The organism is Paenibacillus sp. OV219, assembly GCF_900110075.1.
Taxonomy (GTDB): Bacteria; Bacillota; Bacilli; order Paenibacillales; family Paenibacillaceae; genus Paenibacillus_Z.
The window spans coordinates 395386-417901 of record NZ_FOCJ01000001.1; the positions used below are offsets into that span (position 1 = coordinate 395386).

General features: G+C 46.5%; 12 protein-coding genes. 7 read left to right on the plus strand and 5 right to left on the minus strand.

What is annotated here, in order from left to right:
• Window positions 1-210 precede the first annotated feature (210 nt).
• Entirely contained in the window at window positions 211-2481 is a 2271-nt protein-coding gene (locus BMY11_RS01645; protein ID WP_090572730.1) for an ATP-binding cassette domain-containing protein, read from the plus strand.
• A gap of 17 nt (window positions 2482-2498) precedes the next feature.
• Here BMY11_RS01645 and BMY11_RS01650 read toward each other — a convergent pair whose 3' ends face one another.
• From BMY11_RS01650 to BMY11_RS01665, 4 genes are all read right to left on the minus strand, one after another.
• Window positions 2499-2876: a TroA family protein gene (locus tag BMY11_RS01650; protein WP_090572731.1), complete on the minus strand. Its 378-nt coding sequence runs from the start codon at window positions 2874-2876 to the stop codon at window positions 2499-2501.
• Between the two features lie 22 nt (window positions 2877-2898).
• Window positions 2899-3747, minus strand: coding sequence for a carbohydrate ABC transporter permease (locus tag BMY11_RS01655; RefSeq protein ID WP_090573484.1), 849 nt, complete (start codon window positions 3745-3747; stop codon window positions 2899-2901).
• A gap of 5 nt (window positions 3748-3752) precedes the next feature.
• The gene (locus tag BMY11_RS01660) at window positions 3753-4634 is read right to left on the minus strand and encodes a carbohydrate ABC transporter permease (RefSeq protein ID WP_090572732.1); all 882 of its coding nucleotides are present in this window, start codon (window positions 4632-4634) and stop codon (window positions 3753-3755) included.
• Between the two features lie 99 nt (window positions 4635-4733).
• Window positions 4734-6053 carry an extracellular solute-binding protein gene (locus tag BMY11_RS01665; RefSeq protein ID WP_090572733.1) on the minus strand — a complete coding sequence of 440 codons (1320 nt, stop codon included), beginning with the start codon at window positions 6051-6053 and terminating at the stop codon, window positions 4734-4736.
• Between the two features lie 253 nt (window positions 6054-6306).
• Here BMY11_RS01665 and BMY11_RS01670 point away from each other — a divergent pair, with 253 nt between their 5' ends.
• The 4 genes from BMY11_RS01670 to BMY11_RS01685 all read left to right on the plus strand — a co-directional run bounded on the left by BMY11_RS01670 (window position 6307) and on the right by BMY11_RS01685 (window position 19519).
• The gene (locus tag BMY11_RS01670; RefSeq protein ID WP_090572734.1) at window positions 6307-10746 is read left to right on the plus strand and encodes an AAA family ATPase; all 4440 of its coding nucleotides are present in this window, start codon (window positions 6307-6309) and stop codon (window positions 10744-10746) included.
• A gap of 183 nt (window positions 10747-10929) precedes the next feature.
• Window positions 10930-16383: an S-layer homology domain-containing protein gene (locus tag BMY11_RS01675; protein ID WP_143069192.1), complete on the plus strand. Its 5454-nt coding sequence runs from the start codon at window positions 10930-10932 to the stop codon at window positions 16381-16383.
• 193 nt (window positions 16384-16576) lie between these two features.
• On the plus strand, window positions 16577-17629 hold the full coding sequence (locus tag BMY11_RS01680; protein WP_090572736.1) for a cysteine peptidase family C39 domain-containing protein: 1053 nt from the start codon (window positions 16577-16579) through the stop codon (window positions 17627-17629).
• A gap of 222 nt (window positions 17630-17851) precedes the next feature.
• Window positions 17852-19519, plus strand: coding sequence for a methyl-accepting chemotaxis protein (locus tag BMY11_RS01685; protein ID WP_090572737.1), 1668 nt, complete (start codon window positions 17852-17854; stop codon window positions 19517-19519).
• 127 nt (window positions 19520-19646) lie between these two features.
• On the opposite strand, the gene BMY11_RS01690 is transcribed toward BMY11_RS01685, so the two are convergent.
• Window positions 19647-20489 (minus strand): ABC transporter ATP-binding protein, encoded by an 843-nt coding sequence (locus BMY11_RS01690; RefSeq protein ID WP_090572738.1) that lies wholly within the window; start codon window positions 20487-20489, stop codon window positions 19647-19649.
• A 456-nt stretch (window positions 20490-20945) separates the two neighbouring features.
• Here BMY11_RS01690 and BMY11_RS01695 point away from each other — a divergent pair, with 456 nt between their 5' ends.
• Both BMY11_RS01695 and BMY11_RS01700 read left to right on the plus strand, forming a co-directional pair.
• Window positions 20946-21548, plus strand: coding sequence for a class I SAM-dependent methyltransferase (locus BMY11_RS01695; RefSeq protein WP_090572739.1), 603 nt, complete (start codon window positions 20946-20948; stop codon window positions 21546-21548).
• Between the two features lie 148 nt (window positions 21549-21696).
• On the plus strand, window positions 21697-22065 hold the full coding sequence (locus BMY11_RS01700; protein ID WP_090572740.1) for a DoxX family protein: 369 nt from the start codon (window positions 21697-21699) through the stop codon (window positions 22063-22065).
• Window positions 22066-22516 lie beyond the last annotated feature (451 nt).

Consider the following 22516-nt stretch of genomic DNA (forward strand, 5'->3'; position numbering starts at 1 on the left):
CCTGATAGATTGACTACCAAACTTATACTTTTATGATGCAAGATGATCATTGATTTTGTCGAAAACGAGTCTTGGGATAGATTCGGGTTTCCTTATAGCAACGGGTCGTAATTGTTATCAGTGGCGTCTCATTCCGTCTACTAAAGGTTGTCGCGCGTTTCGTGTCGAACTATATAGGGTGCTGCTATCATTGATAGAAGGAGATTGTCCATGAAAGAGATGTTGAAGTTTCTTTTCTCGCAATTTGCGCGTTACCGATGGCAAATGACGGCGATTTTCTCGCTGATGATCGTAATGCTCGCTTTCCAAGTCACTTTCTCGTACAGCTTCAAATATCTCATTGACGAAATTCTTACTCCCGCGAGTTATGATAAACTTACTCTTTTCCTCGTGATTCTCGTATCGGGAGCGATCTTCGCTTCAGCTGCGGAACTGTTAATGGACTATATGCTCATTAAGACCGGAATTCGGATGCAGGATGAGCTTCGTTATCGCGTGTTCGGCCAACTACAGATCCTTCCGGAGTCTTACTACCGACGCACGAGTCCAAGCTCGGTTACGACACGGCTTTCTACCGATTTGAACACGATGCATGCCACATTCCTCGCGTTGGTAGGTTTTATTAGCTCGATCCTCGGCCTTATATTCTCTCTCACGATTCTGTATACGATGAACAGATGGTTTTTCTGGATGATCCTCATAGGTCTTCCATTCTGTTTCATCATTCCGAAGCTGATGAATAAGCCCACGCTAGCCGCTACGGATCTGTATAAAACGCAGGAAAACTTCAACGCGCTCGTGTTAGACCGGCTTCATTTTCACCAAATTATACGAGCTTTCGGGCTATTCGCTTGGGAACGCAAACGTATGATCTCGATGACGGACGAAGTCGCTCCGATGGGTCTTCGCGCGCAGTTCATGAGGGGATTGCTGGCCAAGTCGGTCTCAATAACTCTACTTATACTTAATGTCGTCATTATCGCTGTAGGTGCTTACTTAACGAAATACGATCTACTCACCGTGGGCGTACTTGCTTCGTTCCAAAGCTTTTATCTGCGTATTAGCAGCTATGCTTCTTCGCTGAACCGATATTTCCCACAGTTCGTGCAGGCTGATCTAAGCTGGGGAAGACTTCGTAAGGTTATCTTGAGCCAGCCGGGCAATCCGGAGGAGCTAAAGGTGACGGAGGTTGAAGTGACACTTGGAGTGGGGGAAGCGGAAAATAAGGCGCGGAGAGATGCGGAACTCAAAGCTTCCAGTTTCACACGCGAGCTCGAGCTGGAGAAAGTCTCATTTGGCTATTTGGATTCGGTTAATTCCATTAGTGGAATTACGTTAACCATCCCACAAGGAACGCATGTCGCGATCGTTGGCTCGAGCGGTTCTGGCAAATCCACTCTCGTTAACTTACTCATGAGATTCGATGAACCAAATGTTGGAAGACTCCGCCTGGATGGGGCTGATGCGCGCGAGGTGCCTCTCGACATCTACCGTAAATTGTTTGCCTTTGTGCCTCAGGAGGTACTTCTATTCCATACCAGTATTCGCGAAAATATTAGGTTCGGAAGGTTAACCGCAACGGATGATGAAGTAGAGACGGCGGCGATGCAAGCGGATATCCATGAATGGGTCACAGCCCAGCCAGGCGGGTACGAGTTCAAAGTAGGAGAGGGAGGGCGCAACCTATCCGGCGGACAAAGACAACGCGTAGCTCTCGCCCGCGCATTCGTCCGACTGCCGGATATCCTCTTGCTGGACGAGGCGACCTCGGCACTTGACCCTGTAGGGGAAGAGGCTATCTATAATTCGATCTTGGGAATAGCGGATTCGGCATCTCTGCAGGTAGCTCATGATGAAGGTGCAGCAACCGGAGCGGTAGCCGGAACGATCATCTCGGTTACTCATCGGTTACGAACAATCAAGCATGCAGATCGGATCTATGTTATCCATAAGGGCGAATTGGCGGGCGGCGGTACGCATGAAGAACTGCTCGAAAGCAGCGAAATTTATCGACGAATGTGGTCCAAGCAGGATGGATTCGTGATCAGCGAGGATGGAACCAGCGCGGACGTAACTTTGGAACGTCTAAGACAGATTCCTCTGTTCAGTACGCTAGACGAGGGGACTCTTGGGGACATCCAGCAAGCTCTCGTTACGGAAAGAGTGAACTCAGGCCGTACAATTATGAAGCAAGGCGAAGAAGGCAATCGCTTCTATATTCTTGTTCGTGGACAAGTAGAGGTGTTGCAGCAGAGTGAAGGAGAAGAAAGCCGCAGACTCGCAGTGCTGGAGGATGGCGATTATTTTGGAGAGATGGCTTTGCTTAAGGCGATTCCAAGAACGGCTACGATTCGGGCACTAACCCCGAGCACTCTACTGACCATGCACCGTGAATTATTCCAGAAGGCAATCGAGAATTCCCCCCAGTTAAAGCGTCAACTGGAGATCGGGTATGAGGAGCGGATTCTGACTCACCGATAAGTGAACAAGCGCTTGAGTTAATTTTGGTTATTTAGGGTGGTAGATACTGTTATTCTCTTGATAGAGAATCTCTGTACCGCGCGTATATTGTTCACCATAAATATAAATTTGTTTTTCATAGCTCTCAATGACAGTGACAGCGGGGCGATTTTACTCAGCTTATCAAAGTTTTTAACATCACCAGCAGCGATAATCAAATCAGGTTTAAGCTCTATGATCTTCTCCAGATTCTCATCGTTCACTTCCGCAATATCACCTAGATAGGCAGCAAGGGTAGGATTCATCTTGGACCATTCATCAACGGCTACCATTGGAATACCGAGCGTATGTAAATGTGGCATAAAAAAGAAGCACTGCAACCCATGAGGTTGTAGTGCTTCTTCTTTAGAAGCCATATCTTTGTATCGAGGTTACCGATCAGCCTTTAACGCCGCCGGCAGTTAATCCTTCTATAATCTGCTTCTGCAGGACGGCATAAATAATCATGACCGGAAGGATGCTGAATACGATTCCCGCAGACATTTGAGCATAATTGGTGTTGTAGATATCGCGGAAACCGACCATCCCGACTGGCAGCGTTCGCAATTCGTCTGTGGAAATGAAGAAATTTGCGAGCAGAAACTCATTCCAGTTTCCAATGAAGTTAATGATAAATACGGTTACCAATGCCGGGATCGTAATAGGCATAATAATTTTAGCGAAAATCCCCTTTGACTTCAAACCATCCATGACAGAAGCCTCTTCAATTTCACTCGGAATAGATCGCATAAACGCAGCCAGTATGATAACTGTAAATGGAATTGCTCCGGCGGTGTAAGGAAGAATTAGTGCCATATGGGTTCCCAATACGGGTTGATCAAATATGGAGATATCATTCAACATTTTGAAAATAGGCAGCAGTAAGGCATTACTAGGAATGAGCAAGCCGATAAGGATGAACTGGTACAGCCCTTTGCTTATTTTCAAATATCGCATCCTCGTAATCGCAAATGCTCCCATAGATGAGAAGATAATCGTCACGATCGAGCATAGTGTTGATATGTACAAGCTATTAAAAAAGTAAACACTGATCTTCGCATTCACCCATGCTTCATAATAGTTTTCAAAATGAAACGAAGCAGGGAAGCCGAAGGGGTTACTTGCAATCGCCTGATTATCCGACTTTATGGATGAGAAGAGGACGAACACGAAAGGGTAAAGGGTCACGATTAGATAACCTAATAAAAGAATATGGGGGATGCTTTTTCTCACGGATCTTAGCGTCATCGTCATTAGTATTCGACCCTTTCCACTCTTCTGGCAATTACAAATTGGTACAGTGCTGTAAGAATGAGAGAGAACATGAAGATCAATACCCCAATGGAGTTGCCATACCCATATTTCGCATTCGTTATCCCGTATTTAATTAAGTAGGTTGCCATTACATCCGTAACTCCACCTGGGCCACCATCTGTCATAACGATGATAATATCAGCCGCTTTCATAGCACCTGAGATGGAAAGCATGATCACAACCGAAATGATCGGCATAATGAGCGGCACCGTAATTCGGGTTGCGCGTGTAAAAGCGCTAGCACCATCAACTATTGCGGCTTCATCGATTTCCCTAGGAATCGCCAAGATTGCAGCAAGAACCATAACAATATAGAATCCCGTCCACTGCCATGCATTGGTTATTAAGATCGAGAACATGGCCCATTTGGTATCGGATAACCACATGACAGGTTGTATTCCAAGCTTTGTCAAAATTTGATTAAACAAGCCGATATCCGGTTCGTAGATGAAACTCCACAAGATTCCGATCACCGCAGTTGACATGACGGAGGGGATAAATACCGCCGTTTTATATAAACCTTTCAGTTTTTTCACGTTGCTGATTAAGAGTGAGAAGAAGATGATGATTGGAACTTGCACGAAAACCGAGAACAGAATGAATTTACCGTTATTAAGTACGGAGTCCCAAAACAAATTGTCATTAAACGCATGCTTAAAGTTTGTCAAACCATTAAACCGCGGTTCGGTAAGACCGTTCCATTTCATAAAGCCTGTGGTGAAGGCAGAGATCATCGGATAAATGAAAAACATGACATATAGCACAAGGAGAGGCAGCAGAAACAGGATATACGTCCATGGGTTTCTTAATGTTTTGTTCATCGTTTCCTCCGGGATAATCAGACATTTGCTGCATGAATCGGTTTTATAAAAAAGTACCACCCACGCTAGGAGGGTGGTACTTTTCTTACTTATTCTGGCTTAAAAATCGTCGTCGCTGTTTACTGTATTCTGAACCTTTTGAACACCGTCGAGCATGGCCTTAGGCGTAATTTTACCGCCAATTAGTTTTTGAATGCCTTCACTAATCGCCGTATTTACGTCAGGTTGAACGAGTGAATCAAATGCTGGGAAAGCACCGCTTGCTCTGTTGCCTACTGCAATGATTTCTTTCACCAGAGCGGAAGCTTTGGCATTAGCCAATTTCGAGCTGTCTACTTTCATGGAAGGCAAGACACCGTCTGCTTCAAGTCCGCGAATTTGCATCGTATCATTGTACATGTTCTTAATGAACGATTTTACGAATGCCAATTGCTTTTTGTCATTTTTAACTTTTGCCGAGAAACCGTATCCGTTGGAGAAGCCGCCGTTTACATAAGTTTGGTTGCCTTTGCCGCCAGCTACAGAAGGCATTGCGAAGTAACCAACTTTGTTCGTCAAACTACCGGCTTGCTTAGGATCCGCGAATACGCTGGAAGCCCAGGATCCGTCATACATCATGATGGCTTCACCACGAATGAGCTGGTTGCGCTGTTCGGCATAATCCAAGCCGAGCTCGCCTTTTTTAAAGTAGCCTTTTTTCACCCAATCTTGGTATTTCGTAAAAGCGGCTACCATTGGAGCACTATTCCATTTTGTTTTACCAGTTACGAATCCGTTCGTAATATCCGGACCTGCATAACGGGCCCACAATGTATTGGCTGTCATTAACGGCACCCATGCGGCTTTGGAAGCTTGGGCAAACGGTGTTTTTCCGTCTTTTTTAATGGTGGCTGCTAATTTCTCAAGATCGGATAATGTTGTCGGAACTTTTAGACCGTGAGCTTTAAAATAATCTTTGTTGTAGAAATAACCTTCTTGGTAGCCGCCGATAGGCAAACCGTATATTTTTCCGTTCACCTTAAATTCGTCCAAAGAAATAAACTTATTTGATAAACCAAGCTCTTTCAGAATCGGAGTTAGATCAAGCAGCCTATTTGCTTCTACATACAGCTGCGTATCGGATCCACCGAATAGATCAAAGATTGCAGGAGCTTTGTTAACGACCATTTCAGAACGTAATTTCTCTTTGCGGTTTACGTCTGAATCTACGCCGTCCAGTTTGTATTTGACTCCTGGAACTTCTTTTGTAACTTTTGCTAATACATCTTTTAGGATATTGAAGCGTTGTTGTTTCGCCTCGCCCAATTGCGTATGTCTTATCACAATGGTATCGGTTTTTGATGCTGCACCAGCCGTACTTAAGACAGTTGAAGCTGCAAGGACCAAACTAATTGATGAGACAAGAAGACGTTTCTTCATACGATGGAACCTCCCAATATGGTATATGTATCTATTTCAGAATAGAATTATTGGAATATTTTGAATAGGGATAAATTTCAATTATTCGAGGATAAATTTGTAACTTAAGTCTCAATTATTTGATTCGTTGTTCCTAACTTCGCTGGCGAAATCCTGTTAGCCTACGAATTCTTTGTACCATGAGAATCAGTAAAGTTATAATAGAAATGAACATGTAGGGCGGTTGATAGTTCCAGATGGGAGATTGGACATATTGTTAATAAGTGAGGATACGCTACTGAAGGAATTGCTGGATGGGAAGAGAATGAACGTTTCATCCTTTATACATATTGCGATAGCGTTGGCAGAAGCGGTTCTCACGGAACATAAGCGATACGGGGCGGTAAGACATTTGAATCCGACTTGCATTCGCATGCTGTCGGAACGGGATGCAGCGGTTCTTGGGGAGAACACTGCAGCGGATGTTGCCTATTTATCGCCTGAACAAACAGGCAGGATCAATCGTACGCCTGACGAGCGAAGCAATTTGTATGCGCTTGGTGTCATGTATTACGAGATGCTTGCAGGACATTTGCCGTTCCATGCACAGAGTGATGAAGAATGGGTACATGCACATCTTGCTATTGTGCCAAAGCCTCTTTGCGAGCTGCGTTCAGAGGTACCGGTTTCACTCAGTGATATCATCATGAAGCTGTTAGCAAAAACACCAGAGGAGCGCTATCAACATGCAACAGGACTACTGGTGGATTTGAAACAGTGCCGTTTATCTCAGGAGAATACAGGAATAATTAATGAGTTTGAGATTGCTAGATTAGAGGAGAGCAGTCGGTTCAAACTTCCGGGGACTCTCTTCGGCCGTGAGAAGGAAGCAGATGCGCTGCGATCGGCTTTCGAGCAGATTCGTACTGGCAGTGCAGCGTTCGTGATCGTCACGGGGCGTGCGGGTATCGGTAAGACGGCACTTATTCGCGAGCTCCAAATGCCGGTTATTTACGAAGGCGGCAAGTTTATTTCGGGTAAATGCGATCTGATGAATCGGGATATCCCGTTCTCCCCGATCCTTCAAGCGCTTCGTAAATTGCTTCGGCAAATCTGGAGTGAACCTACTGAAAGAATTGCGAAATTGAAGGCCCATTTAGCTGAGGAGTTAGGTCAAGGAGCAGGAGTAATTGCGGCGCTGTTGCCGGAAGCATCAGCGCTGCTCGGTGACTTTCCTCCCGTAGAACCACTGCCTCCTGCCGAGGCGGCTATTCGTTTTCGGCGATTATTTCCTTTATTCATGAAGAATTTGTCCAGCAAAGAGCATCCGCTCGTTCTGTTTCTTGACGATCTTCAATGGGCCGATCCAGCTACAATGGATGTCCTTCGGACATTGGCCCATGACCCAACTTTACAAGGATTGTTAGTTATAGGTGCTTTCCGTGAGGAAACGGCGCTGCACTTGACTGAACAGGGACAAGATCATGCTGCGGCTGCTGCATGGATTGAAGAGGCGCTCTCCTTGCTTAAGGAAGAAGAGCTGCTGCGGGTGCGGCATATAACGCTCGACCCCTTATCCTACACGGACGTTAAGAGATTCACATCTATCGTTATTCACGAGAATACGGATCGCGTTCGGCTCCTTGCCGAGCCTCTATACCAAAGAACAGGTGGCAATCCGCTTTATTTACATCGTTTTCTAGATGGCCTGTTTCGTGAACGTAAGCTCTATTATGAAGAAGAACTAACCAGCTGGGTATGGGATACGGATTCGGTTAATCAGATGCCTGAAGATCCTGATATTCATCATTTAATCAGCTCCAGGCTCCGTATGCTTCCAAGTGAAACGATCGTTCTGCTCGGAATGGCAGGAGCGGCTTCGCACCGCTTCCGCTTGGCAATGATTGCGAGGGTATGCGAACTGTCCTTGTCTGATGCGCGCAAGTTTATGCTCCCAGCTGAGAAAGAAGGTTTGATATGGCGCGAGGATGACACGGAGGAATCGGAAGCAGATGCAGAAGATTGTTATTATACATTCGTGCATGATCGCGTGCAGCAGGTAGCTTATCGAACCATCCCCGAATCGGATAGAGCAGCCTTGCACCTGCGAATCGGGCGTGTGTTGCAAGGTCTAGAGTTCGACCAGAAAGAAGAATCGATCTTTGACAAAGTGTATCACTTGAATCTCGGCTCCACTGAAATGGTGGATAAGACGGAGCAAAGAGAGCTGGCTGCATATAATCTTCAGGCTGGGTTGAAGTCCAAAGCTTCTACGGCATTTTCGGCTGCGTTGCATTTCCTGGAAAAGGGATTAAGTCTGATAGGGGGAAATGAGGAGGGTACAGATTCGCTATCCTATCGTTTACTTCTAGAGCTGCCCGAATGCGAATATATGTGCGGCCGCATTGAGCGTGCGGAGGAGCTGCTCGATCAGTTGATGACCCGTACAACGGACTTGATTGAGCGTTCCCGCATTTATCTGATTCGGATCGCCATGCATGCTTATTTAAGAAACGAAGAGTTAGCCGTAGAGATAGGGCTTCAGTCGTTAGCAGAGTTCGGCTGGGAAATACCAGTGAAGCCTTCTAAAGCTGCTTTACTAAAAGATTTGACACTGACACGTTTCGCCTTGTATAAGAGTCGTCACGAACTGCTTGGTTTGCCTATTAATCGTGATCCTGTCTATCGAGCAGTATCGGATCTGTTCATGGCGATTTCGGCTTCGGCATTTGTAACAAATACTGAATTGAGTGCCTTGTTGAACTGCCAGCTTGTCCGATATGGACTGAAGCATGGAAACAACGAAGCGTTTACCTATATGCTTGGCGCATACGGCGTAATGCTTACCTTTGCATTCCCACGTTCCGGCGCCGGTTCACGATTAACGAAAATCGCATACGGCCTTTCGACTCGCTTTGAAAGCTTGCTCATTAGAGGTCGACTTCACGTACTCATGGGTCTCGCCGGGCAATACCGCAGTCCGCAAGAGGCGGTGGGTTATTTTGAAAAAGCGGTAGGCTACGGGCTGGAAGCAAACGATAGTGCGTTCGTTGGATATGCAATGGAGCTGCGCATTCTCAACCATTCCGGCGACCTATATGCATTGTCTGCATTCTTGACGGAGTATGAAGAAAAATTCGGACAATTGCTGGATAAAGAAACGCTCATGCAATTTCGTATTGCGCGCATGTATATGGCAGAGATGCAGGGTGAATCCGGCGCTCTTGATGCGATCGGTCTTCCGGTGCAGGAGGAGCAGGTTTACTTGTCGCAAAAAAATCAGGTGTTCCATTACTGCACCTGCAAAATGGAAACGGACTATTTGGCAGAACGTTACCAACAAGCGCTTAAATGGGTGAATATATCTAGCTACCACTCATTCGAGACCAAGAAAATTCCACTTCAATCCCGCAAACAGCATGTTTACGAAACGTTGTCCATGGCTGCCCTTTATGCAGAAGCGCCGCAGGAAGAGCGTAAAGGTATTCGTGACGCGCTGAGTAAACAATTGCGATCCATGAAGCAATGGTCCGGCTATCTCGGATCAGAGTCTTCGGCTTACCTGCTCATCACAGCTGAATTGAAGCGAATTGAAGGAGATCGGGCAGCTGCTGCAAAATGGTACGATGAAGCGATTGCGGAAGCGCGAAGAGAAGAGTACGGGTTGATGGAAGCGATTTCCTGTGAACGGGCATCGATGTTCTATAGAGATGCGGGCAGTGTAACCGGGGCAGGTGTTCTCATGGCAGATGCATACGCCGCTTATTGGCGCTGGGGAGCTACTGCCAAAGCGAGAAAGCTGAGAGCGGCATACCCTGGGCTGCCTGCATCCGCATCAGCGCAGCAAGATGATGTGGCTATTGCTTCGGGAGAATCGGATGGTGTGAGAGCATCGGAACGATCAGAGCTGAAGTCGAGTAAGGAGCTTGTTCCAGACAAGGGGCAGGAGGAAGCCGCAGGCGAAAGTGTGGTTTATACAGGGGATGAGAAGCAGGCTATACGTCAAATTGCCGAGTGGTCAAGTGCAGCAGACAGCGAAGAGATCATGCTTCGTTATCTTGATGCGGCGCTCCGTTATACGGGTGCCGTGAAGGGGTGTATACTGAGCTGCCAGGAAGATCAATTTGCAGTAGTTGCGGAATGCGGTGCGTTCGATAGATCGGAAGAATCTCCGTATGCAGCAGCTATCGTTCGCTATGTCGTCAGAACAGGCGAACCGATCGTGCTCGCCGATGCCTCGAACAGCGTTTATGCCGCTGATCCGTACATCCGCCGCAGTCATTCGTTATCCATTCTCTGTATGCCCGTACTCTTTCCGGGGAACTCGCTGCCATCTGTCTTATTGTTGGAGAATAGCCTGATGTCCGGCGTGTTTAATTACGAGCTGCTGGAAGTGCTGGATATGATGATGGCCCGCATGGTTTACCTGAAGTCGCTTACGGATTCCCGATCCCGCGTGAACGAAACGAAAGATTCGGAGACGAATACTCTTCCCACAAATGCGGAACAGACGCTAATTGATACGCTGACGAGCCGTGAAACGGAAATATTGTATGCGTTGTCGGAAGGCTTATCCAATAAGGAGATCGCCATTCGCTTCGGAATCACAGAAGCAACGGTCAAGAGCCATGTGTTTCGTCTGTATGGAAAACTCGAGGTAAAACGGCGAGGGCAGGCGATCGCACGGGCAAGAGCGCTGCAATTAATGGTATAGCCCGAATTTAATAGAGAGACAAAAGCCACCAACCGGAGCTGCTAGGTGCTCGGTTGGTGGCTTTTTTTGCCATTTTTCGATATTTTATGCGGGTTTACAACTTTAGTTTGACGCTTTTTGCAGGCTTAAGCACTATATTGAGATCTTAATCAACGTTCACATTGTGCTAAGGGAGGAAGTAAAGTGGGTAAAAGGTATAGAAAAGGAATATCTATCATGTTGGCGATGCTGATCGTGATAGGCGGAATGACGGGAATGATCGAGCCTGGAGTAGGCAAAGCCTATGCTGCGGAAAGCTTCGCAGGAGGGATAGGTACATCAACCGCCCCTTATCAGATTGCAAGCGCTGATCAGCTTGATGCGGTAAGAGAAAATTTGGGGGCGTATTATGAGCTCATCGATAATATTGATTTGGGCGTTGATTCCGGCTACGCTAGCGGCGAGGGCTGGCTGCCAATCGGCGATAATGCAGATAAATTCCAAGGCCATATAGACGGCAACGGGTTTGAAATTACGAATCTAACGATTAATTGGACAAGTGATGAATATAGAGGCTTATTTGGTTCCATAGGTGAGCAAGGTGTGGTTACAAATATGAAGCTGGAAGACGTACATATTTCAGGATACCGCCATATAGGCGGCTTGGCCGGTGAAAATGCTGGAGCAATCAGCAACAGTTATGCTACAGGCAATGTTAGTGGAGATGTAGGAGAGGAAAATGATAGCGCTTATGTTGGCGGTTTAGTTGGCCGCAATATGGGTCAAATCAGCACTAGCTACTCCTCAGCAAGCGTGAGTGGCAACGAAACTTTTGGAGTAGGCGGCTTAGTTGGTGAAAGTTACGGCCTTATCAGCAACAGCCACGCGACTGGCAGTGTGAGTGGAACGGGTAGAGATAATGTAGGCGGTTTGGTCGGTAATAATGTAGGACCCATTAATCAGAGCTACGCCACAGGAAGTGTAAGTGGAGTTAATTATGTAGGCGGTTTGGCTGGTTATAGCGGTGATTCAATCAGCGATAGCCACGCGACAGGAAATGTAACTAGCACTGGTGCTTACTTGGGAGGTTTAGTCGGATTCAATGGCAGACCAATCAGTGGAAGCTACGCGACAGGAAATGTAAGTGGAACATCACAATCTAGTCCTTCGAATAATGTGGGCGGATTGGTAGGCTACAATATCGGAGGAACAATCAGCACCAGCTATGCCATAGGAGCTGTAAGCGGCAATCAAAATGCTGGCGGTTTGGTAGGACAGAATGATAGTGGAATTATCGGTGATGATTGCTTCTACAGGATGGAAACAACATCTTTGTCTTCTGGAACCGCTATCGGTACAACGAAGTTGAACGATGTTGGCGTCGGATTGGAATACTCGGTTAATGATGGTGAGTTTACCTCAATCGATGCTACTTCTGTCGATTTTAGCGGCTTAAATGTGGGTGATGTGATTCACGTCCGCGTAATTGCAGATGCAAGTGAAATCCTATTGACGGTTGGTCTCACGGATATTAGAGGGGCTACCCCGCCAGTTCTTTCAGCGGATGAGGCAGATAACCAAACTGCAAATGACATTGAGCTTACGTTCGAAGACGATTTAGCGTGGCGTGAAGCGATCACGGCGGTGGAGGACGGCGATACTGCTCTTGTAGAAGGTTCGCAATACACGATTGAAACGGGGAAGATCACGATTGCAGCCGGTGTGTTGGCGCAAGGAGATCATACGATCACGGTGACGGCGACCGGTTATGATGATGTGCAGGTTGACCAATCCGTGAATTTGAAGTACGCAGGTGCCGGAGCGGGTACATTAAGTGATCCTTATCAGATTGCAACTGCTGATCAGCTTAACCAGGTCAGGTATTTCTTGGGTGCTTCTTTCAAGCTGACGGCAACGATTGATTTGAGTACGTATACAAACTGGGAACCAGTTGGAAATAACGATGCAAGGTTCGAAGGAAGCTTGGATGGAAATGGATTTCAAATTATAAATCTTCATATTAATAGATCTGCTATTCAATATCAGGGACTAGTTGGTGTTGTAGGCTCTTCAGGCAAGCTTACAAACATGCAATTGAGAGATGTAAGTATTCAAGCTGATGAAGCTTTCATAGGCAGCTTAGCAGGTAGAAATTATGGAACGATAAGCAATAGCAGTGTTACAGGTACAGGTACTGTGCACGGGGGTAATTTTGTAGGTGGCTTGGTTGGTTGGAATGAAGGAACATTCACAAGCAGCTACGCGACAGTCTATGTAAGTACAGCTGGAGCCTATTCAGGCGGCTTAGCAGGTTACAGTAAAGGAACAGTTAGCAACAGCTACGCGACAGGCAATGTGGATGGATTTTACACTTCTGCAGGCTTGGTAGGTCAGAATGAAGGTCATATCAGCAATAGCTACTACACAGGCATTGCAACTGGAACTTCTTTCGTTGGCGGCCTGGTTGGTCAAAATTTCACATCAAACAACACGAACAATTACTATAATAGTGAAGCACCTAGACCATTGGATTCCGCAATCGGTGAAGGCAAAACGACATTAGATATGCAGATGAAGAGCACTTATGCGAATTGGAATTTCGATTCGGACTGGTATATCATTCCAGGTCAGTTTCCGCAATTATGGGCATTTACAGCTTTGACACCAGGAACGGACGTTGGAACAACGAAGTTGAACCATGTTGCAAGCGGTATGGAAGTTTCGCTGGACAATGGCGATACTTACACTGCGATCACAGGTGATGAACCTTTTGTCGATAGCATTAACGTAAATATAGGGGATCAGATATTCGTCCGTATCGTAGGAGATCCTTCGAGTGCTAAGATATTGACGGTTAGATTATCGGACATCAGACCGACAACAGCACCGACAACAGCGACGTTGGCAGCTGGAACAGAGCCGGGAACAACGATGTTAAACGGTGTGACGGATACGATGGAATACCAGGTAAACGCAGGCCCATATACGGCGATTGCAGGAACAAGCGCAGACAATATTTTTGCTAGCGCTGGCGATAAGATTTATGTTCGAGCAGCGGCAACAACACAGAAACCAGCTTCCGAAGCGCAAGAGTTGACGGTAGATGCAGCTAATATTACACCCGCATTACCCGTCTCCATAAGAGCCATCGCTGGGGTAACTGCACCAGTAGCAGGGGAGGCGCCAGTAACTACAATCGCTGCAACAACGGAATATACAGCGAAGATTACTTGGCCAACAGCGGGTTCAACTTTTGGAGGAAACAAAGTGTATACAGCCACCATTGTCATTAAACCGACAGCGGGGTATACATTAGCAGATGTCACTGAAAGCTTCTTTACCATAGCTGGAGCAACAACAGTGACCAATACTGCAGGTTCAGGAGTAGTAAAAGCGGTATTCCCAGAAACAGATTCAGCACCGATCACAATAGCAGATATAGTTGGGGTAACGGAGCCCGTAATCGGGGAAACGCCAGTAACGACAATCGCTGCCACATCGGAATACACAGCAACGGTTGAATGGTCACCATCGCCAGTAACATTTGCAGACAATACATCATACACTTCGACGATTACAATTACACCTAAAGCAGGGTATACGCTAACGGGAGTGAATGCGAACTTCTTTAGAGTAGCAGGAGCAACAACGGTAACAAATGATGCGGACTCTGGTGTTGTTACAGCGGTATTTCCAAAAACAGCAGCGATTATCGCATCACAAGCCATCGTTGGAGTAACCCCGCCAGTTACAGGTGCTGCGCCAGTAACAACTATAGCAGCTACAGAAGAATACACAGCTGCGGTTGCATGGTCCTCATCGCCAGTAACATTTGAGGGGAATACAGCGTACACAGCAACAATTATGATTACACCAACAACAGGACATACATTAGCAGGTTTGGGTACAGACTTCTTTACCGTAGAAGGAGCGACCACAGTAGCAACAGTAACAAATGAAGATGGTACAGCTACAGTAACAGCGGAATTCCCAGTAACGGCAACGGTTATCGCAGAATCAGCCATTGCTGGCGTAACGCCGCCAGTAACAGGAGAAGCGCCAGTCATAACAATAGAAGCTACAGCGGAATACACAGCAGCAATTACGTGGTCCTCATCGCCAGAAGCATTTGCGGGAAATACAGCATACACAGCAACGATTACGATTACACCTAAGGCAGGATATACATTAGCAGGTGTGGGTTCAACGTTCTTTACCGTAGAAGGAGCGACAACCGTAACAACCGTAATCAGTGAAGATGGTACGGGAGTAGTAACAGCTGAGTTCCCAGAAACAGAGAATACATCGCCAACGGCGTCATCCGTGACCATTACAGGAACTGCGAAAGTTGGCGTGCAACTGACGGGTATGCATACGTTCAATGACTCAGATACGGGAGATACGGAAGGAACATCTACATTCAGATGGTTGAGCAGTTCAAATGGCACAACCTATAATGAGATAGTAGGTGCAACAAGCTTGGCGTATACGCCGGTAACCGGTGATCTGAATAAGACCATTAAGTTTGAAGTTACGCCAGTGGACAACCATGGCTTAGCTGGAACGCCAGTGCTAAGCAACGCGACATTGGCAGTTGCGGCAGCAACGGCAAGACCATCCGGTAGCGGCGGAGGTAGCGGTTCGACATTACCAAACGATACTACCTTGACTTCGACAGATGGTACATTAACACTTCCTGCAGGCAGAACAGGCGAGGTTAGCTTGAACGATGAGGTTACTGTCTTTATTCCGGCAGATGCTTCTGTTGAAGAATTGAAATTAACGATTGAGAAAGTGTTGGACGCTCAAAAGCTTTTAACGGAAAATGATGTTCTTTCCAGTCCTGTCTATGAAATATTGAAAAATTTCTCGGAGAACTTCAGTAAACCGGTCACATTAACATTAAAATTCGATCCGGCGAGCTTAACGGGCGATCAAAGACCAGCCGTCTTCTATTATGACGAAGTGAAGAAAGCATGGGTGGAAGTTGGTGGCACGGTTAACGGCGATCACATTACCGTAGATGTCAATCACTTTACGAAATATGCGGTATTCGCTGTAGGTGATGCGGCAGAAGTGCCGGCAACGGAGCCTTCGCCAGACAACACGAAGCCAACAATTACCTTTAGCGACATCTCCGGACACTGGGCGGAGTCTGACATCAAGCAAGCGGTGAGCGGCGGAATCGTCGGCGGTTATCCAGACGGCACGTTTAGGCCGAAACAAACGGTGACTCGTGCAGAATTCACAGTGATGCTGGTGAATACGTTGAAACCGCAAGGAGAAGGAGCGAAGCTCGCTTTCACCGATGAAGCGAAGATTGGAGCTTGGGCACAGAAAGCAGTCGCGCAAGCGGTACAAGCAGGATGGATTAAAGGCTATGACGACTGGAGCTTCCGTCCTAATGCATTGATTACACGCGCAGAGATGGCAGCGATGATTGCTAGCGCACTGGGTCAATCAAATGTAGCGAATGCGGTAATCGGTTTCGCAGATGACAAGGATATTCCAGCGTGGGCCAAGGCCGGAGTTTCTTTCGTGAAGCAAGCAGGAATCGTGCAAGGGAAAGGCGATAATCGATTCGCCCCTCAAGACAAGGCAACAAGAGCTGAGGCTGTGACGGTATTGTTGAAGATGCAGGCACAAATCAGCAAGTAACGTACAAGAACGCGGAGGCTCTGTAGCGATTTCTATGCCGTTATGATTGTCTATCCTTTCTTCCTAATTAACACGCCAGAAGCTGGCGTGTTTTTTGTGGTTTAAACTTCAAGAGGGCGTACCGAGAGTTCAGCGCCCTGTGCTATATTTAATTTAAACATTGTTCAAATATTCTTTAAACGGAGGACTGGTAATGGAATCCTATAAAGACGCTGATCGATTATCCGATATTCGCAGCTTATTTGAAGGAATGAAAGGACATAACTTTGGCCTGCCAGATCGCATTACATTTATATTGGAACGCGTAGGTGGGCATGAAAAGCTTGATTTTTGGGATATTGCCGCGATTACCGGAGATACTGTCGCGCAGATTTACAATCATAATTTAACAACCAGCTGCGAGTACTGCGTATCAGGGTATCTAGCAGGGCCTGAACATATCGCCTATGTTTTGGATGTGCTCGGATATAGCCATGAGTACGCTAACGCCGGGCAAATCATCGCCGATAAGACTACTTATCAGCAGAAAATAGTAGATTATATAAACAAAGGTGTTCCGATTCTTGTAAAATCAAATCTTAACGATATACCGGAATGGGAGTCTGACGTAGGGACATACATCCTTATTGTCGGATACGAAAACAGCGGACAAACGTTGAAATTGCTTATTCATGACACCATTACAATCGACTATGAAATGAATGATGAAAATAAATTGGATTTGATTTTTATCGGTGAAAAACAACGCGAGGTTTCGCTTCAGGAAATCTACCTTAAGGTAGCTAAGAAAATGCCACATTGGCTAAGCCTGCCGGAACGTGACGGTATGTTTTTCGGTGCGGCGGCATATCGCGCATGGGCTGACGACATTGAAGCCGGTCGATTCGAGGAGGAAAGCCTTGGATTATGGGAAAATTACGGCGTTTACGTCTGTAACCTTGCCACAAGCGGAGGAGAGCCTACATATATCTTCAGAAAACTTGCTGATATGAATCCCGTGTATTCGGAATTGGTCCTTGTTGGCGAAAAAATACAAAAGCTGTTACCCGCAGAAACACCTACAGGCGGAAGAAGCCTATTGTGGATCCAATTGGAAGAACTCGACGGCGGTATGAATATGGGCGATGTTAAAGCTACTATGCGAGATCCAGAAAGACGTTCCAAAGTCGCTGCAGCCCTCCGTGATTACGCGGAACGGCTCGACCAAGCGCTGGAGTTGTTGAATGAAGGTTTACACCAATTGTAGTAGACAGCCATCCTACGGGGTGGCTGTTTTTACGTTTTCCATTTGCATAAAAATATCCAATCCCCGAACTTTCTTAACATTCGAGTGCTATGTTAGAGTTCATAATTCAATAAATCATATACACCGAGGTGACTTGTCTTGCTTACTTTCCCAAAACGTAAAAGCTTGGTCTTATCCACTACCCTAACGTTGTCTCTTCTCTTCCTATGCGTAATCGCTGTTATGGTATGGACGCTATACAATGAACAAAAGAATGCTGCATTCAATGATTTTCGAGATGTCGGTGAGAAGCTGAGAGCGCAAGCACAAGTCAGCAGCCCTCTCATCGATCCTATAGCCGAAGCCTATGCCAACAAAAAGACGCCTGCAGCGGATGACGTAACGAAACTTCAAAACCTACTGAGTGCTATGACAGATCCTGATCAAATAACTAACGCTTACTACATGTCCACGAATAAATTCGAGAAGGACGGTGAGCAGAATCTCATTACGATGATACAATCCAGCCAAAGCAGCGCCGGCAGTAATGATAACGGCACGGACTATCCCCTGGATGATGTGTTTCTGGACAGCTATAACCGTGTCATGGCAGGAGAATCCGTATTAACCGAGCCTTACTCGGATGACATCGGAACCTGGATTTCTTACTTGGCACCTATCAAAGACGAGGATGGACAAATAGTCGCCATGTTCGGACTGGACTTTGACTACGGCAAGGTGAAGCATAATTTGTCATCTCTACTATGGAAAGCGATCGGTATTGGAGGATTTGCAGCCGTTCTGGCGATAGGTATTTTATTCTTCCTTATTCGAATGGCGATTCGGCCGCTTCGATTGCTGGCAGCTACTGCCCAGGAGGCCGCGAAAGGTAATTTGACGATTACATTGCCCATAACGAGCAGCAACGAAATCGGTCAAGCGGCTTCCTCCTTCAACGAGATGATCCAAAGCTTGCGCGAGTTGACAGGCAGCATCAAGAAAACATCGTATGAAGTAACGGAGTCTTCGCTTCATCTGAAAGAAATTTCCGACCAAACGGCCAATGCCACTCAAGAAATTACAGTGGCCATTCAATCTGTCGCCTCCGGCACGGAATTGCAGCTTCGCAGTTCTCAGGAGTCCGGTCGCGCAATGACGGAGATGGCTATTGGCATCCAGCGGATTACCGAATCGTCAGCAGCCGTGTCTGATCTGTCATTCCATACGACCGAACAGGCAGTTGAAGGTGAACAAGCGATCTCAAGAACGTTACAACAAATGAAAACGATGGAATTGGGCGTCTTTACCGCCGTGGATACGATGCAGGAGTTGCAAGTGTCTAGCGGAAAAATTGGCGAAATACTAGGTCTCATTGCTGATGTCGCTAATCAAACGAACCTGCTTGCTCTGAATGCATCAATCGAAGCCGCCCGCGCTGGAGAACACGGCAGAGGGTTCGCGGTTGTCGCTCTTGAAATTCGTAAGCTGGCCGAACGTTCCAAGACATCCTCTGACGATGTTCGAGAAATCCTTCAGGCGATTGAGACCCAAACCTCAGAAGCCGCATCCAAGCTAATTATTTCTGCCGAGGAAGCGCGTGCTGTTACTGAATTAACAGAAGCAACAGGTGTGTCGTTCCGAACGATTCTCTCATCAGTGAAACAAGTGTCCGAGCTCATACAGGAAGTATCGGCAGCATGTCAGCAAATGTCCGCTAGCAGTCAGCAGATTGCCGCAACCTTAGAGGAGCAGACACGTATCGCCGATACGTCTTCTTCTCATTCTCATCATGTAGCGGCCGCATCCGAGGAGCAGCTCGCATCCGTCGAAGAAGTCGCTCGCGCATCCGAGCAACTTCGCTCAATGGCGAGCAAGCTGAGCGAGGCTGTAAGTAAGTTTGAGCTTGAATAATGGAGCGATATAGAAAAAAGGCGGTACCTTTGGGTATCGCCTTTTTCATTATGAGTGCATGGGAAATCGTAGAGTCCGGATTCATCGCATGCGCTAACGGTAGCCATGGATATGTAACATATGGAACTCACTTCGCATTCTCCGCAAAAATCGAATGAACATTACCCTCTGGATCGCCGTTATCGGATCCAGATTTTTCCACTATCCGCACATATACTCGCTTATTATACTCTTCCACAATAACAGGCGATTCGAAGAACTCGCTAAGTCGGTCTGTAGTGAGTGCATCCTCGGTTCTTCCGCTGTACACGACTTCGCCGGTGCGGAGGAGCAGCACATGAGTAAACACAGGTAAAATCTCCTCTGTATGATGCGTGACATAAATTAAAGTCGGCGCATCGTCGCTTTCGGCTAGATCCTTGATGCTGGAAAGCAGCCGCTCACGGGAGAAAAGATCAAGGCCGGTGCACGGTTCGTCCAGAATGAGTATGCGTGGCTTGGCCATTAGTGCGCGAGCGATTAGCACCTTCTGCTTCTCGCCCTGTGAGCAGGTACGGAACTCTCGGTCCCATAGGTGGGCACAGCCTAATTTCTCCATCAGCGATTGCGCGAATGCCAAATCCTCGTCTGAAATCGCATCATAGATTCCGATCGTTGCATGTTTACCGCTGATTACGATGTTCTGTGTCCGATCGCTGACATATAACTTCTCCTGCAGCGACGAACTGACCCAGCCGATAGATTTGCGCAGATCACGCAAATCAATTTCGCCGAAAGGAAAGCCGAGCACGCTGACGGATCCTTCAGATGGCCAAAAGTACCCGTTAACGATATTCAGCAGCGTTGTTTTGCCAGAGCCGTTCAGACCAAGCAAAGCCCAGTGCTCGCCTGGCGCGACCTGCCAATTTACATCATTTAGCAGTGTTAGCCCCTCGCGGCGCCATGTGACGTGATTCATATGAATAATCATTGGAAGATCCCCCTGTTCGATTCCTATATTATAACGAACGGAATGAAAAAGGTCGTTACAATTAGTGCCTCAGCAAATTCAGTCTATAACTAATTACCTAGGGATTTTAGGTCGATATATAAAGTTCGGTTGCCAAGAGACGAGGAAAGACCGGATTTTGACTATCACTATGTATCCAGAGAAGAATTTGAAGATGCGGAGCGCAGCGGTCGTTTTGTGCAAACGGTGGAAATCGATAAAGAACGGTACGGGATTCGCATAAGGGGCCGGACCGGAACTAGTCGATCATGTGCTGAATCATTACACGGAAGAAGTTGGGTATCGTAAAGAATGCGATCACGTCTTTCAAAATCTTCATTTAACGGATACGCTCAATCATATAAGGGAAGTCATTCGCAGGTATCGGCCAGATTTGCGTTAGGCTTCAGCTCTAGAGTACAAAGTGGAGGTAAAGGGATGGGAAATACAGATATTTTTGAAGCAATGGCAGGTAAATACGACACGACGGAAAGAATTCAAATCGCGAAGGTCGCGTCAAACGCTATTCGTGAATATATAGAGAACGGAACGGACAAAAGTGCGATTGATTTCGGATGTGGAACTGGACTTGTTGGACTGAATTTGCTGGATGATTTCGGGCACATCATCTTTTTGGATAGTTCACCAAATATGCTTGAACAGATTAATCTAAAAATAGCGGATGCCGGTATCCAGAATGCCAGTACGCTATGCTTCGATTTTGAAACCGGATTTAGTTCTGAGATCCGAGCGGATTATATCTTTATGGCTCAAGTTTTACTTCACATCAGAGATGTAGAGCACATATTGTCAAAGTTATATGAAGTGCTGAATCCGGGAGGGCACTTGCTGATCGTAGACTTCGACAAGAATGAGAACGTTTCAGCAGAAATGGTTCATAATGGATTTGATCAGGGAGCCCTTAACGATCTGATGTCCAAGATTGGATTCAAAGATATAAGCTCCAAAACCGTTTATAGTGGCAGTAAAATCTTCATGAATCAAGATGCTTCTTTATTTATTATGGATGCGAGAAAATAAGCATGTGAAACTTAGGCGCGACCTGAAATAGGTTGCGTTTTTTTATTTGACTCACATAAATTGCATCTTTACAGGACACCTTATGGTGTCGTATTATGAAATAGGACACTTTATGGTGTCCAATATAACAATGAAATGAGGACTTCAAATGCACATACTTTCCATCGTTCTTCAAAGCTGGCTGCTCTTCTCCATGGCTTTCTTTGGTGTAAGCAAGGTTACAGGAGCTCAGCATCAAGTAGAGTTATTCGATTCCATTCAATTTCCTCAGTGGTTCCGCGGCATTACGGGCATGATCCAACTTGCTACAGCCGCATTGCTCATCATCGGCTACTGGTATCCGGGAGCTGCCTCATGGGCAGGAATCGGGATCGGCATTATGATGCTGGTAGCGGTTCTCTCGCATGTCCGAGTTAAGCATTCGTTCGGTAAGATTTTCCCGGCACTCCTCAACATCGCTTTGGCAATTGCTGTCCTGCTGTTATTCGCAGACGATCTGTCACATCCTTTTAGCTAAGGCATCCATTTCCAGGTACGTCAAACACGTCGATTCTCGGCGTGTTTTTTGCTTTTCGGATGCTCCCGCAGTGTGGTTTTAATAAATTTTTTATTTTTTCCCATCCTAATTTTTAAATTCTCTCCATTACTCTTGAGGAGGTAAAGGAGGAGCGAAACATGAAAAAAATGATTGTTGTCATGATGTTGTTGCTTGTATGCGGCTTGATCATATTCGGGAAACAGTATGCTGCGAAAGAAAACGAGGTGAATGAGCAAGGGCCGAAACAAGCAGATCAGCCCCAATCTCAATCCCAATCTCAATCTCAATCTCAATCGGGACCGAAGCAGACTGTGCTCACCTTAGATAAGGACGACATCTACAAAGGCGATTTATTGCTCGTGAACGCACAGCATTCCGTGCCAAAAGGATACAAAGTATCGGATGTTATCAATTTGTTCGAGCATCAAGA

Bases quoted from the DNA above. Each gene is read 5' to 3' on its own strand.
- BMY11_RS01645 (WP_090572730.1), top strand. From the start codon at position 211: ATGAAAGAGATGTTGAAGTTTCTTTTCTCGCAATTTGCGCGTTACCGA.
- BMY11_RS01650 (WP_090572731.1), bottom strand. From the start codon at position 2,876: ATGGCTTCTAAAGAAGAAGCACTACAACCTCATGGGTTGCAGTGCTTC.
- BMY11_RS01655 (WP_090573484.1), bottom strand. From the start codon at position 3,747: ATGACGCTAAGATCCGTGAGAAAAAGCATCCCCCATATTCTTTTATTA.
- BMY11_RS01660 (WP_090572732.1), bottom strand. From the start codon at position 4,634: ATGAACAAAACATTAAGAAACCCATGGACGTATATCCTGTTTCTGCTG.
- BMY11_RS01665 (WP_090572733.1), bottom strand. From the start codon at position 6,053: ATGAAGAAACGTCTTCTTGTCTCATCAATTAGTTTGGTCCTTGCAGCT.
- BMY11_RS01680 (WP_090572736.1), top strand. From the start codon at position 16,577: ATGGAATCCTATAAAGACGCTGATCGATTATCCGATATTCGCAGCTTA.
- BMY11_RS01685 (WP_090572737.1), top strand. From the start codon at position 17,852: ATGGTATGGACGCTATACAATGAACAAAAGAATGCTGCATTCAATGAT.
- BMY11_RS01690 (WP_090572738.1), bottom strand. From the start codon at position 20,489: ATGATTATTCATATGAATCACGTCACATGGCGCCGCGAGGGGCTAACA.
- BMY11_RS01695 (WP_090572739.1), top strand. From the start codon at position 20,946: ATGGGAAATACAGATATTTTTGAAGCAATGGCAGGTAAATACGACACG.
- BMY11_RS01700 (WP_090572740.1), top strand. From the start codon at position 21,697: ATGCACATACTTTCCATCGTTCTTCAAAGCTGGCTGCTCTTCTCCATG.